Here is a 13,045-nt window from a genome sequence, read left to right as displayed (position 1 = left end):
GGCATGCCAGTGCGCTGCGTCACCGCGGCGGAAGCCGTCGAACCCACCTCGTAGGAGCGGCTTCAGCCGCGACAGGCATTATCGGGAATGCTCGTCGCGGCTGAAGCCGCTCCTGCAATCGCCGCGATACATCATGCCCAGCCGCGGCAATAACGCGTTATGGGAGGTGCCCTTCACGCGAACCACGCTGTAATGAGTGCGCTGCTTGGCGATTGGTCAGTACCCAATCGCGATCCGTCGAGCGCGACGATGACATGCCCACCATGACCGCCGCCGTCTGCAGCGACGAGCGCACATCACGCAGCGCACGCCTGCGACACCGCTGGCCGCGTGGCTCCGGCCGCAGCATCCAAGCCACCCGCATTAACTGCGCTGCTGTTCCGCGCCTGTCGCGCCCGTCGCCTCCGCCGGTCCCGCCGTGGGATCGTTGACGTCGGCTTCGAACAGCTGGGTCAGATCGGCACGCGCCGCACGCGCGGTCTGCACCACCGCCGCGTCGTCGTCGTAGACCAGGTGCTGGGCGCGCAGCAGTTGCGTGTCGTGCTCGCGGAAGCGGGCGATGCGGTCGCGTGCGGTGGCCGCGTCGAGGCCCAGGCCGAGCAGTACCTGCTCACTCAGTTCCAGGCTGGAGGCGAACACCTCGCGGAACGGTTCGGCGCCCAGGTCCATCAGCCGCCAGGCGTGCTGGCGGTTGCGCGCGCGCGCCAGCACCCTGGCGTTGGGGTAGAGCCGGCGGATCAGCCGCGTGGTCTTGATGTTGGTCTCCGGGTCGTCCATCGCCACCACGAAGAGGCGGATGCCGTCGCTGCCGGCCGCGCGCAGCAGGTCCGGGCGGCTGGGGTCGCCGTAGTAGAGCTGGTTGCCGAAGCGGCGCAGGTCCTCCACCGTGTCCGGATTGTGTTCCAGCGCCACGAACGGGATGCGCTGCGCGGTCAGCAGGCGCGCCACGATCTGGCCGAAGCGGCCCATGCCGGCGATCAGCACCTGCGCGCGCTGCGTCTCCACCGTGTCGTACTGCGCTGCCGGCGTTTGTGGCTGCTTGCCCTTGCCGGCCTCGCTGCCGCCGAGCAGGCGCTGCATGCCGATCAGCAGCAGCGGCGTCAGCGCCATCGAAACGCCGACCACCGCGACCAGGCGGTCGTGGGTGGCATCGTCGAGCAGGCGCACGCGCTGCGCCTCGGTGAACACCACGAAGGCGAACTCGCCGCCCAGCCACAACAGGCTGCCCAGCAGCAGCGCGCTGCGCCAGGGCAGGCGCAGCACGCGGCCGATGCCGGCCAGCAGCGCGAACTTGACCAGCAGCAGCGTGGCCACCGCGCCGGCGATCAGCCACGGCTCGGCGACGATGCGGTCCAGGTCGATGCCCATGCCCACGGCGATGAAGAACACGCCCAGCAGCAGGCCCTGGAACGGCTCGATCTGCGCCTCCAGCTCGTGGCGGAACTCCGAATCGGCCAGCAGCACGCCGGCCAGGAACGCGCCCAGGCTGGGGCTCAGGCCGGCCTTCTGCAGGAACCAGGCAGTGCCCAGCACCACCAGCAGCGCGCTGGCGGTGAACACCTCGGGCATGCGCGTGCGCGCCACCGTGCGGAACAGGTGGCGCAGCACGAAGCGCCCGCACACCACCACCAGCGCCAGCGCGCCCAGCGCCTGGCCCACTTCCGCCCAGGTCAGGGTGTCGTTCTTGGCGCCGCCGAGCAGCGGCACCGCGGCCAGCAGCGGGATCGCGATCAGGTCCTGGAACAGCAGGATGGCGAAGCCGAGCCGGCCGTAGTCGCTGTTGAGTGCCTTGCGCTCGGCCAGCAGCTGCAGGCCTACCGCGGTGGACGACAGCGCCAGCGCCAGGCCGATCACCAGCGCGCTCTTCCAGTTCAGGCCCATGCACAGCGCCAGCGCGCCCAGCGGCAGCGCGGTCAGCGCCACCTGCGCCGAGCCCGCGCCGAACACCGCATGCCGCATCACCTTCAAGCGCGCCGGCGACAGCTCCAGGCCGATCAGGAACAGCAGCATCACCACGCCGATCTCGGCGGCGTTGAGGATGCGCTCGGTGTCCTGCACGAAGCCCAGTCCGTCCGGTCCCAGCACCACGCCCGCGGCGAGGTAGGCCAGCACCGCGCCCAGGCCCAGCCGCTTGAACACCGGCACCGCGATCACCGCGGCCAGCAGCAGCACCAGCGCCAGTTCCAGGCCGCCGCTATGCACGAGTCGTCTCCATCGGCGCATTATGCGGCCGCCAAGGCGACCGTCTGCTGACCCGGGCTGTGTGCGGGTGTCGGCTGGGCGCCGCGCATCCTAGAGGTCGGGGGCGGATATAGGCAGCGGTGCTGCGGGCCTTCGCGTGGAGGGGGCGCCTTGACCGGAGCGCCGGGTTTGCCCTGTCGCCTGCCTGCTGGCGTGGTCGCGTCGCGCCCGAAGGGCGCCCTCGAGCAAGCACAAGCGCACACGCGTAGGAGCGGCTTCAGCCGCGACCGTGCCTTACCGGTAGAGCCTCGTCGCGGCTGAAGCCGCTCCTACGAGAGCGCTATGCGCGGCGAACACCGCTGATGCGAGGTGCCCTGAAGTCTCTCCTACAGGAATGACGTGCCGCGGTCGGGGCCGTTCTGGACCCAGCGACACACGCGAGCCGTGAGCACCGGGCAGCCGACCGACGCCCCTGTGGGAGGGGCTTCAGCCCCGACGCGCGGATGCCGGCATCGCGACAGCGAACCCCTGTCGCCGCAGACGCTGCATCGGCTGCACCACCGCATCGATGACCCGGATCATCCCCGCGCCGCGGCCAGCCGTGTACCGTTAGCGCATTCGCTCGCCTCTGCCGCCGCCATGAGCACCTATCACCTGCAGTCCGTGTTCCGCCCCGCCTCGGTCGCCATCGTCGGCGGCAGCCCGCGCGAGCGCTCGGCCGGGCGCGCGGTGGTGCGCAGCCTGCGCGCGGCCGGGTTTCCCGGGCAGATCGGCTGGGTCAGCCCGCGCTACCGCGAGATCGATGGTGTGCCCACGGTGCGCCGCCTCACCGATCTGCCCTGGGTGCCGGACCTGGTGGTGATCACCGCGCCGGCGCGGATGGTGCCGCGCATCGTGTCGATCGCCGCGCGGCGCGGCGTGGCCGCGGCGATCATCCTCACCGCCGGGCTCGGCAGCGGGCCGGGCTCGGCCGCGGCGCGGGTGGAGAGCGCCGCGCGCGCCAAGGGCCTGCGCATCCTCGGTCCGCACTGCCTGGGCGTGATCGCCCCGCATGCGCGGCTCAACGCCAGCATCGCCGCGCACTGCCCGCAGCCGGGCGACCTGGCGCTGATCTCCGAATCCAGCGCCATCGCCGCGGCGCTGGTGGAGTGGGGCGTGGCGCGCGCGGTCGGATTCTCCGCGGTGGTCTCGCTGGGCGATGCGCTGGACGTGGACTTCGCCGACCTGCTCGACTACTTCGCCACCGACTACCGCACCCGCGCCATCCTGCTCTACGTCGAAGATATTCGCGACGCGCGCAAGTTCATGTCCGCCGCGCGTGCCGCCGCCCGCGCCAAACCCGTGGTGGTGGTGAAGTCGGGCCGGCAGCTGCGCATCGATCCCAACGCCGACACCCACGTGCAGGCGCTGGCCAGTTCCGATGCGGTGTACGGCGCCGCGTTCGCCCGTGCCGGCCTGCTGCGGGTACGCGCGCTGGACGAACTGTTCGCCGCGGCCGAGACGCTGGGCCGGCTCAGCACCTTCCCGGGCCGGCGCCTGGCCATCCTCAGCAACGGCGGCGGCGTCGGCCGCCTGGCGGTGGATACCCTGGCCGATCTCGGCGGCACCCTGGCCACGCTGTCGGCGCCCATCCAGCAGCGGCTGGACGCGGCGCTGCCGCAGGAGTGGTCGCACCGCAATCCGGTGGACATCGTGGTGGACGCCGATGGCGAGCGCTATGCCGCGGCCGCCGGCGCGCTGCTGGACGATCCGGAGAACGACGCGGTGCTGGTGGTCAACGTGCCCACCGCGTTCACCTCCTCGGCCGACGCGGCGCAGGCGCTGACCCGCATCCTCGGCCAGCGCCCGCGCCACCACCGCGACAAGCCGGTGTTCGCGGTGTGGCTGGGCAACGACGAAAGCGCCACCGCCACGCTCAACGCCGCGCGTATCCCCACCTACGCCACCGAGGCCGACGCCGTGCGCGGCTTCATGCACCTGGTGCGCTACCGCGAGGCGCAGGCGGCGCTGATGGAAACGCCGCCGAGTCTGCCCGACGATTTCGCCTTCGACGCCGCCGCCGCGCGCGGCATCGTCGATGCCGCACTGGCCGCCGGGCAGACCTGGCTGGATCCGCTGGCGACCACGCGGCTGCTGGCCGCCTACGGCATTCCCACCGCGGCGGTGGCGCATGCCGCCGATGCCGAGGCCGCGGCGCAGGTGGCCGCGCCGATGCTGGCGCAGGGCTCGGCGGTGGCGGTGAAGATCCATTCGGCCGACATCCCGCACAAGTCCGACGTGGACGGCGTGCGCCTCAACCTGGTCAGCGTGGAGGCGGTGCGCGACGCGGCCGAGGGCATCCTCGCCCGCGCGCGCGCCGCACGTCCGGATGCGCGTATCGACGGCGTGCTGGTGCAGCCCTCGCTGCTGCGGCCGAAGGCGCGCGAGCTGATCGCCGGCATCGCCGACGATCCGACCTTCGGCCCGGTGATCGTGTTCGGCCGCGGCGGCACTGCGGTGGAGGTGATCGACGACAAGGCGCTGGCGCTGCCGCCGCTGGACCTGCGCCTGGCCCACGAACTGATCGGCCGCACCCGCGTCAGCCGCATCCTCAAGGCTTACCGCGACGTGCCGGCCGCCGACGAACGCGCGGTGGCGATGGTGCTGGTCAAGCTGGCGCAACTGGCGGCCGACCTGCCGGAGATCCGCGAACTGGACATCAATCCGTTGCTGGCCGACCGCGATGGGGTGATCGCGGTCGACGCGCGGGTGGCGGTGGCGCCGTCGCGGCGCCTGCACAAGGGCCGCGGCCATCCGCGTTTCGCGATCTTCCCGTATCCCAAGGAGTGGGAGCGGCGCATCGTGCTCAACGACGGCAGCACCGCGCTGGTGCGTCCGGTGCGGCCGGAGGACGACGCGCTGTTCCGCAGCTTCTTCGCCCGCGTCACCGACGAGGACCTGCGCCTGCGCTTCTTCCAGGCGGTCAAGCATTTCACCCACGAGTTCATCGCGCGCCTGACCCAGCTCGACTACGCACGCTCGATCGCGCTGGTGGCGATCGAGCCGCGCAGCGGCGACATGCTCGGTGCGGTGCGCCTGCATGCCGATGCCGATTACGATCGCGGCGAATACGGCATCCTGATCCGCTCCGACCTCAAGGGCCACGGCATCGGCTGGCAGCTGATGCGGATCATGATCGAGTACGCCGGCTGGCTCGGCCTCAAGGTGGTCGAAGGCCAGGTGCTGCGCGAGAACCGCACCATGCTGGCGATGTGCCAGCAGCTCGGCTTCAAGGCCACGCCGGATCCGGACGACGCCACGCTGATGGACGTGGTGTTGCCGGTGGCGCAACACTGACGGGTGCCGCCGCGATGTCGACGTTCTCGCCCAGCGTCCTGCAGCCGCGCCACGCGATCCTGTCCGGCTTGCCGGATGCTGCCGCGCTGGAAATCCTGCTGCGCCCGTTCCTGCGTGACGGCGAGATCGTGGATACGGCGATCCGCCTGGACGGCATCGCGCTGCCGTCGCTCCGGCTCGGCGATCTGGCCGGCCAGCGCTTCGACTTCCCGCGCAACCCGCACGCCGGCTACATCGACGGCTCGCTCTACCTGGACGGCGCGCACCACCCCGTCGACGTCGACATGCTGACCTTCAACCTCGCGCGCGACGGGCAACTGACGCTCGTGGCCAAGGGCGTCTATGCGTTCGATGTCGAGGGCCTTGGCGACCTGGGCAAGGTGCCCTTCACCCTGGCGGCGCGGGTGAGCTCGTGCGCGTTGTAAGTGCCATAGACCGCGCAGCCCGCAGCGCTCATCGGCACCGCTCCCCATGGGTTCAGCGACGATCATGAGGTACATCGCGCGCTACTACGACGGCGACACGCTGCTGCGCGCGCGTCGATTGCTACGCGAGAGAAGGGGATCGCCACGCAGGTCGTGCAGGAGGAGTCGCGAAGGTTGGGCAGCAGGTCGGCTGAGCGAGTGCACGCGCCGTCACGTCCGACGCCACGCATCCCTGCGTCCTTCGCCGCGCTCTGCGCAGGCCGCGCCTGCCGGCGCCGTCGAGCGGCGCGCGACAGGCAAGGCGTGGGGACGGTTACTCCAGTTCCTGGTTGCTCACCCCGCGCTCGACCGGGTACACGGTCGGCGGCGGCGTGGTGGAGCGCATCAGCTTCAGCGAGGTCTTGCTCTGCTCGCACAGGTTGCCGCCGCTGACGAACACGCCGTCCTGGGTGCACTTCCAGTCGTAGAAGTTGGCGATGCCGCCGGCCAGCTGCAGGCTGTAGTCGGTGCTCTTGGCGGCCGCGTCGAAGGGCTGCCCGGCCGGGACGTTCTGGAACCAGCGCATCCATTCCTTGGAGCCGACCGGCGGCACCTTGTCCGGCGCCTGGAAGGTCGGATTCATCGGCGAGAGCTGCGGCGATTCGGCGGTCATGTGGCAGCTCATGCAGGAGCTGATCGGGTTGTCCACCGGCCCGTTGAGGCGGCCGTTCCAGCCGAGGTGGGTCGGCGGCAGTTCTTTCACGTTGGCGTTGATCGCCGACTGCAGGATATTCGGGTTGATCCGGGTCTGGGTCGGCTGCTTGTTGGTGTAGGTGTCGCCGGTGTTCTGCGGATCGTTGCCGAACATGACGCCCACCGGCACCAGGTTCTGCCAGCCGGGCTTGCCGCTGACCGCGCCGTTGTACTGGAAGGTGCCGAAGATCCAGCCGGTGCCGGGCACACGGCTGTCGCGCACGGCGAAGTCCATCTGGATCAGCGCCACCTGCTTGAACGCGCGGTCGGCGGACTTGAAGCTGTTGGTGACCCAGGCGTTCCACAGCACGGGGTTCTGCAGGAACGGCACCTGGCTCAGGTCCACGTCGGCGAACAGCGCCTTGCATACCACGGTGCCGTCGCGGAAGCTGTTCGGCTTGGAGGTGAAGCTCGGATCCGGGTTCTTCGGATCCTTCCACACCTGGCCGAAGGTGTAGGCGCCCACGTCGTTGTAGATGCCGACCGCGAAGGTCTGCCCGGTGGTGAGCTGGGTCGGTGCCAGTTGCTTGACCTGGATCTGCGCTTCCTTGGTCAGCCCATGCACGCCCTCGCGCCCGAGCGGGCCGTAGTGCTGCCAGGGTGCGTGGTACCAGCGCCGCACCTTGTTGTTCTGCACGTACCAGTCGCTTTCGACGTTGCCTTCCAGGCAGTAGGCCTTCACCGCGTCGGCATAGCCGCGCCAGGCTTCGAAGTTGTTGGTCAGCGGCTTGGGCAATTTCTGGAAGAAGGCCGGCAACGGGCCGCTGGGCGGCTGCTGCGGATAGTCCTGGCTGAGCTGGAACAGCGGTCCCTTGTAGGTGGGCGGCGGCGCGTAGCCGAAATCGGGAAACCGGCCGGCCGAGGCTGCGCCGCTGGCGAGGGTCAGCGCGACGGCGATGGCGAGGGTGCGCGTGTGGGACGGATGCATAATGGACCTCCGGTCGTGTGCGTCGATGCGTGCGGGCGATGCCGCGTCCTGTGTCCGGACATCCCCTGGCCCCGGACCGGCCGCACGCCCGCGCTGCTGCGCGACCGCGATGAAAGGACTCACGCCGCGCCAGGGCCGCGCCGCAGGCATGGGCGTGCGCATCCGCCTGCGCGCGCAGACGAAGCGGGAGACGCGTTGGGAGGTGCAGCGTCCACCGCCGCCGCGCGGACGCGATGCGGTGGAAGCGGCGATGCGGTGGAAACGGCCTAGCGGGCCGAAGACATGTCCATGTCGCTCTCCTGACCCCGTGTGGAAGGCAACTGCGTTGAACGACCCCGTTGCGTCGAGCGTGGGGGAAACGCGCGGGCCCGGCAGGCAGCATCGGGGGACGAATGCTGCAGGGGCGGCGCCATGCGGCGGCCGCGATGCCGGGTTGCGCGCCGATCGCCAGCGCCGCGCGGTGTGCGGGCGTCGGCGTTGCTCGACGCTTCGGACTCTAGCGAGCGCCGCGCAGCCGGTGGTAGACAGTTGCGCGCGCCGGCGCTGCAGCGGTGAGCGGACGAGGCGGTGTGCCGACGCAGCCGGCCTCCATGCAGGCGGTTGCGGCCTGCCGGCGCGGACAGCGCGGCCGTGGCATGCTGCACGGGGGGTGCGCTTGGCGGAAGCAGGCAGGTGCGATAGGGGGCGGTGGACGCACCGGGCACGGCGGTGTCCATCGCGGCGATGCACTTCTTGCGGTGAGCCATGCGCACGTACGGGACCTTGATCCAGTGGGACGAAGCGCGCGGCTGCGGCCGCGTGCGCCTGGCCATCGCGAGACCGACGTGGAAGTGCAACGCGCGGCGTTCCCTGCCGATGGGGTGTCGCCGCGCGTGGGCAAGCTGATCTCCTTCGATCTGGAACATGACGCGCAGGGACGGCCTCGGGCCCTGCGGGTGATGCGGCCTGGCCGCGCACCGGGCATGCCGGTACGCGCGGTCGCTGGCTCGGCGTGCTGATGCTGTTGGCGATGCTCGCGCTCGCCGGCTATGTGGCGCTGCGCTTCGTGGCGGCACCGCGCGCCACCCCGGCGGCGCCACCATCGCGCACTTCGCCAACGGCCACTGCACCGGTCACGCCCGCGACGGTGCCCATGTTCCAGTGCGACGGCCGCACCCATTGCGCGCAGATGACCTCCTGCGCCGAAGCGGTGTACTTCCTGCAGCACTGCCCGGGCGTGGAGATGGACGGCAACCACGACGGCGTGCCGTGCGAACAGCAGTGGTGCCGGCGCGCGCGCTGAGGACCGGTAGCCGCGTGCGCTGCGCAGGGTCTTGACCGGACCGTGATCCGCCCTCGGCTACGGTCAGCGATTGCCTGCAGGTGACGCATGACCGAGCCACGCCTTCCCTCCGCCAAGACCCGCGCGCTGTCGCTGGGCCTGTTCGCCTTCGTCGCGGTGTTCGCCGCCATCGTCTGGTCGCTGCTGCGGCCTTACGGTTCGGTGTACTTCTTCCCGGTGCATTTCCTGGTCGGGCTGGGGCTGCCGTTCCTGTTCTATGCGCTGGGCGCCAACCGCGCCGCGTTCCTGGCCGGGCTGGGGCTCACCGCCATCGTCCTGGTGCTGTTCAACCTGTGGGGCGACCAGGTCGGCGGTATCGGCCCGCGCGTGTTCGACTGGGCGCATGCCGTTGCCGGGATGCTGGGCATGCTGCTGGCCTACGGCGTGTTCCGCCTGTCCACCCGCGTGCGCCAGCGCCACGCGCGCTGAGTCACGCTCACTCCGCGTCCTCGCTGCGGGTGAACGGCGCCAGCCGCAGCTTCACCCGGTGCTCCACGCCGGCCGGGCACTGCCCCGGCGCCGGCCCGCGGAAATAGCTGCGCTGCCAGCCTGCGCGGGTGGCGTCGGAGTCGGGCTGTTCCAGGTCGTGCAGGAATTGCCCGCGGCTGTGCATCCACGCCTGGTGTTCGCGCTCCAGTTCCGGCGTCTGCGACAGCGGCTGCCAGCGCGGCTCGGTCTCGGCCAGCACCCGCCGCTGCACCGGGAAGAAGTGGCAGAACGGCTCGCCGGCCTCGAACCGCACCCGGCCGGGCCGGGTGAACTGCCAGTTCATGGTGAAGGTATACGGACTCCAGTCGGTCTCGATCAACCCGGTAAGCCCGGCGATGCCGTCCTTGGGCCGGTTCACCGGCGCGGTGACGTACAGGTCCACGCCGGCCTCGGTGCGGAACAGGCACGGCACGTGGAAGGTGAGCACGCCGTAGCCGAAGTGGCTGACCGCCGGCGCGTGCGTGCCCGGCGCCGGCTGCACGCGCAGGTCTTCCAGCGCGTTGCCGCCGTTCCACTCGGCCTCGAACGCGGTTTGGCACAGCAGTTCCCAGCCGTGCGCATTGGCGATGTCCAGCGGCAGGCAGCGGTAGGCATAGCGCTCGGCGGTGCGGTCCATCCAAGGCCGCTCGCGCGGTGCCGGGCGCACGTCGAGGGTGTGGCCGTCGAGAACGTGGGCAGTGAGCTTCATGGCGCAGGCAGGACGATGGACCAGCGCCGAGTGTGACGCCTCGCCCCGGTCTTGGCGACCGCGGCGCGGCGCGTGCCGCTCACGCCGCTTCGAAATCCAGCAGCGCCACGCCGTCGCCGACCAGCTCGCCCTCGCGCACGCGAAAGCCCTGCACGGTGCCGTCGGCCGGCGCCTGCAGGGTGTGCTCCATCTTCATCGCCTCCAGCACCAGCAGCGGCGTGCCGCGGGTCACCTGGGTTCCGGGCGCGACCAGCAGGGCGACGATGCGTCCCGGCATCGGCGCGGTCAGGCCGCCGCTTTCCAGCGCCGGCTGGTCGGCATCGGCGACCGGGTCGTGGCGTTCGAACAGGTAGCCGTGGCCGTCGACGAACAGGTGCAGCTGCGTGCCGGCGAACACCGCATCGGCCTGCACTCGCTGCGTGCCGAGAAACGCGGACAGGCGCCCGTCGCGCAACTGGCCGCTCGCCTCCAGCGCGTCCTGCGCCTGCGCGGCGTGGATCCGCCAGCCGCCGGCGTGCGCGGCCAGGTGCAGCGTGCGTTGCGTGTCGCCCTGCTGCAAGGTCAGCGCACGCGGCGCCGGCGCACCCAGCCGCCAGCCGTCGCGCAGATCCCACGGCGAGTGCGGATCGTCGGCGTGCGCGGCCGGCGCGTGCTCGTGCAGTTGCCAGGCCAGCGCCGCCAGGCTCCACAGCGCGTCGGTGGTCGGCGCGGGGGTGTCGAACAGCGCGGTGTGCTCGCGCTCGATCAGCGCGGTGTCCAGGTCCGCCTGCGCGAACGCGGCGGTGCCGACCAGGCGTTGCAGGAACGCGGCATTGGTCGATACGCCGACCACCTGGCACGCGGCCAGCGCCGCTTGCATGCGCCGCAACGCGCGCTCGCGGGTCACATCCCACACGATCAGCTTGGCGATCATCGGATCGTAATGCGGGCCGATCACATCACCCTGCTCGACGCCGGCGTCGACCCGGGTATGCGCATCGGCGGCGGGCAGGCGCAGGTGCTGCAGCGTGCCGATCGAGGGCAGGAAGCCGCGCGCCGGATCTTCGGCGTACAGCCGCGCTTCCAGCGCATGGCCGCGGATCGCCAGTTCGTGCTGGCGCTGCGGCAGTGGCTGCCCGGCCGCCACGCGCAACTGCCACTCCACCAGGTCGGTGCCGGTGATGCACTCGGTGACCGGATGCTCCACCTGCAGGCGGGTGTTCATTTCCATGAAGTAGAACGCGCCATCGGGCGCGACGATGAACTCCACGGTGCCGGCGCCGACATAGCCGACCGCGCGCGCGGCCTCCACCGCGGCCTGGCCCATCGCCGTACGCCGCGTCTCGTCCATGCCAGGGGCGGGTGCTTCCTCCAGCACCTTCTGGTGGCGGCGCTGCACCGAGCAGTCGCGCTCGAACAGGTAGACCAATTCGCCATGCGTGTCGCCGAACACCTGGATCTCGATGTGCCGCGGTCGCAGCACGTACTTCTCCACCAGCACGTGCGCGTTGCCGAACGCGGCCTGCGCCTCGCGCTGGCAGGCGGCGAGCGCGGCGTCGAAGTCGGCGTCGTCATCGACCCGGCGCATGCCCTTGCCGCCGCCACCGGCACTGGCCTTGATCAGCACCGGGTAGCCGATGGCCGCGGCCTGCGCGCGCAAAAATTCCGGATCCTGGCGCTCGCCGTGGTAGCCGGGCGTCAGCGGCACCCCGGCTGCCTGCATCAGCGCCTTGGCCGCGCTCTTGTCGCCCATGGCACGGATCGCCGCCGGCGGCGGGCCGATGAACACCAGTCCACGCGCGGCGCAGGCCTCGGCGAATTCGGCGTTCTCAGACAGGAAGCCGTACCCGGGATGGATGGCCTGCGCGCCGCTGTGTTGCGCGGCGTCGAGGATGCGCTCAGCGCGCAGGTAGCTCTCGCGTGCCGGCGCGGCGCCGATGTACACGGCCTCGTCGGCCAGGCGCACGTGGCGGGCGTCGCGATCGGCATCGGAGTACACGGCCACGGTGGCGATGCCGAGCGTGCGGCAGGTGGCGATCACCCGGCAGGCGATCTCGCCGCGATTGGCGATCAGGATCTTGTCGAAGGTCGGCAGGTCGGGGGTGGCCATGGTCGGGTGCCTGGAGAAGGGTTAGAGGTGTTGCGCTTTCGGTGTGCAGACGTGCGCTAGGCGCGCGCTGTTGTGCGTGAGGCTTCGGCCGTTGCCGTTGCTGTCGCAGTGCTTTGGCTGTTGCTCCAGCTTTTGATTTATTGGGTTCCCTTCCGTAGCGGCGGCCATCGCGGGGAAAAACCCGAAGGGCGGCGTACATGGATGTACGCCGTCCGCGGCAGGGGCAGGATGCCCCTTCCGCGGATCCCCGTGATGGACGCGGACCCGGAGCGCGCAGCGCGGAGGGCGCGTAGGCAGGGCGCGCTTTCTTTTGGTTACCTTTTCTTTGCGCGAGCAAAGAAAAGTAACTCGCCCGCAAGGGCGAAAGCTTTTGCTGTTGCTCCAAGTTTGAGTGTCAGACGAGCAGAACTGTAGGAGCGGCTTCAGCCGCGACCCACATGATCGGTAGTGCATGTCGCGGCTGAAGCCGCTCCTACGATCCAGCGGTCGTTGCCCTTGCAGCAAGAGCAAGAGCAAAGCTTTCGCCTTGCGGCGAGTTACTTTTCTTTGCTTGTGCAAAGAAAAGTAACCAAAAGAAAGCACACCCCGCAGCGCGCCCTCCGCGCTACGCGCTCCGGGTTCGCAGCCACGACGGGGATTCGCGGAAGGGGCATCCTGCCCCTGCCGCGAACGGCGTACATCCATGTACGCCGCCCTTCGGGTTTTTCCCCGCCGTGGCTGCCGCGCCGAGGGGGCCCGGTAAGTCAAAGGCAGGGCAAGAGCCAAAGCGGGAGCCAAAGCGGGAGCCAAAGCGGGAGCAAAAGCGGGAGCAAAAGCGGGAGCAAAAGCGGGAGCAAAAGCGGGAGCAAAAGCGGGA

8 protein-coding genes are annotated in these 13,045 nt (G+C 70.5%); 4 read left to right on the top strand and 4 right to left on the bottom strand.

From position 1 onward, the window contains the following. Positions 1-363: 363 nt before the first annotated feature. Positions 364-2,202 carry a monovalent cation:proton antiporter-2 (CPA2) family protein gene (locus FHR56_RS17300; RefSeq protein ID WP_160946975.1) on the bottom strand — a complete coding sequence of 613 codons (1,839 nt, stop codon included), beginning with the start codon at positions 2,200-2,202 and terminating at the stop codon, positions 364-366. Positions 2,203-2,820: 618 nt separating this feature from the next. Between FHR56_RS17300 and FHR56_RS17295 the strand changes: the two genes are divergently transcribed. Beyond that, positions 2,821-5,517 carry a bifunctional acetate--CoA ligase family protein/GNAT family N-acetyltransferase gene (locus tag FHR56_RS17295; protein ID WP_160946976.1) on the top strand — a complete coding sequence of 899 codons (2,697 nt, stop codon included), beginning with the start codon at positions 2,821-2,823 and terminating at the stop codon, positions 5,515-5,517. A 14-nt stretch (positions 5,518-5,531) separates the two neighbouring features. Next, a complete protein-coding gene (locus tag FHR56_RS17290) occupies positions 5,532-5,942 on the top strand; it encodes a hypothetical protein (protein ID WP_160946977.1) in 411 nt (136 codons plus the stop codon). 313 nt (positions 5,943-6,255) lie between these two features. On the opposite strand, the gene FHR56_RS17285 is transcribed toward FHR56_RS17290, so the two are convergent. Continuing rightward, positions 6,256-7,602: a hypothetical protein gene (locus FHR56_RS17285; protein WP_160946978.1), complete on the bottom strand. Its 1,347-nt coding sequence runs from the start codon at positions 7,600-7,602 to the stop codon at positions 6,256-6,258. A gap of 997 nt (positions 7,603-8,599) precedes the next feature. Between FHR56_RS17285 and FHR56_RS20695 the strand changes: the two genes are divergently transcribed. After that, positions 8,600-8,884, top strand: coding sequence for an excalibur calcium-binding domain-containing protein (locus tag FHR56_RS20695; RefSeq protein ID WP_160947020.1), 285 nt, complete (start codon positions 8,600-8,602; stop codon positions 8,882-8,884). 87 nt (positions 8,885-8,971) lie between these two features. After that, a complete protein-coding gene (locus FHR56_RS17275) occupies positions 8,972-9,352 on the top strand; it encodes a hypothetical protein (RefSeq protein WP_160946979.1) in 381 nt (126 codons plus the stop codon). Between the two features lie 7 nt (positions 9,353-9,359). On the opposite strand, the gene FHR56_RS17270 is transcribed toward FHR56_RS17275, so the two are convergent. Both FHR56_RS17270 and FHR56_RS17265 read right to left on the bottom strand, forming a co-directional pair. Then, positions 9,360-10,100 (bottom strand): DUF6065 family protein, encoded by a 741-nt coding sequence (locus FHR56_RS17270; RefSeq protein ID WP_160946980.1) that lies wholly within the window; start codon positions 10,098-10,100, stop codon positions 9,360-9,362. A 79-nt stretch (positions 10,101-10,179) separates the two neighbouring features. Further along, positions 10,180-12,189, bottom strand: coding sequence for an acetyl/propionyl/methylcrotonyl-CoA carboxylase subunit alpha (locus tag FHR56_RS17265; RefSeq protein WP_160946981.1), 2,010 nt, complete (start codon positions 12,187-12,189; stop codon positions 10,180-10,182). Between the last annotated feature and the right edge of the window lie 856 nt (positions 12,190-13,045).

It is taken from the genome of Xanthomonas sp. F10 (assembly GCF_014206815.1).
GTDB classification, from domain to species: domain Bacteria; phylum Pseudomonadota; class Gammaproteobacteria; order Xanthomonadales; family Xanthomonadaceae; genus Xanthomonas_A; species Xanthomonas_A indica.
The sequence above is the reverse complement of the archived record's forward strand: the minus strand, read 5'-3'. Positions and strand labels throughout refer to the sequence as shown.

Bases quoted from the DNA above. Each gene is read 5' to 3' on its own strand.
- FHR56_RS17275 (WP_160946979.1), top strand. From the start codon at position 8,972: ATGACCGAGCCACGCCTTCCCTCCGCCAAGACCCGCGCGCTGTCGCTG.
- FHR56_RS17290 (WP_160946977.1), top strand. From the start codon at position 5,532: ATGTCGACGTTCTCGCCCAGCGTCCTGCAGCCGCGCCACGCGATCCTG.
- FHR56_RS17285 (WP_160946978.1), bottom strand. From the start codon at position 7,602: ATGCATCCGTCCCACACGCGCACCCTCGCCATCGCCGTCGCGCTGACC.
- FHR56_RS17295 (WP_160946976.1), top strand. From the start codon at position 2,821: ATGAGCACCTATCACCTGCAGTCCGTGTTCCGCCCCGCCTCGGTCGCC.
- FHR56_RS20695 (WP_160947020.1), top strand. From the start codon at position 8,600: ATGCTGTTGGCGATGCTCGCGCTCGCCGGCTATGTGGCGCTGCGCTTC.
- FHR56_RS17270 (WP_160946980.1), bottom strand. From the start codon at position 10,100: ATGAAGCTCACTGCCCACGTTCTCGACGGCCACACCCTCGACGTGCGC.
- FHR56_RS17265 (WP_160946981.1), bottom strand. From the start codon at position 12,189: ATGGCCACCCCCGACCTGCCGACCTTCGACAAGATCCTGATCGCCAAT.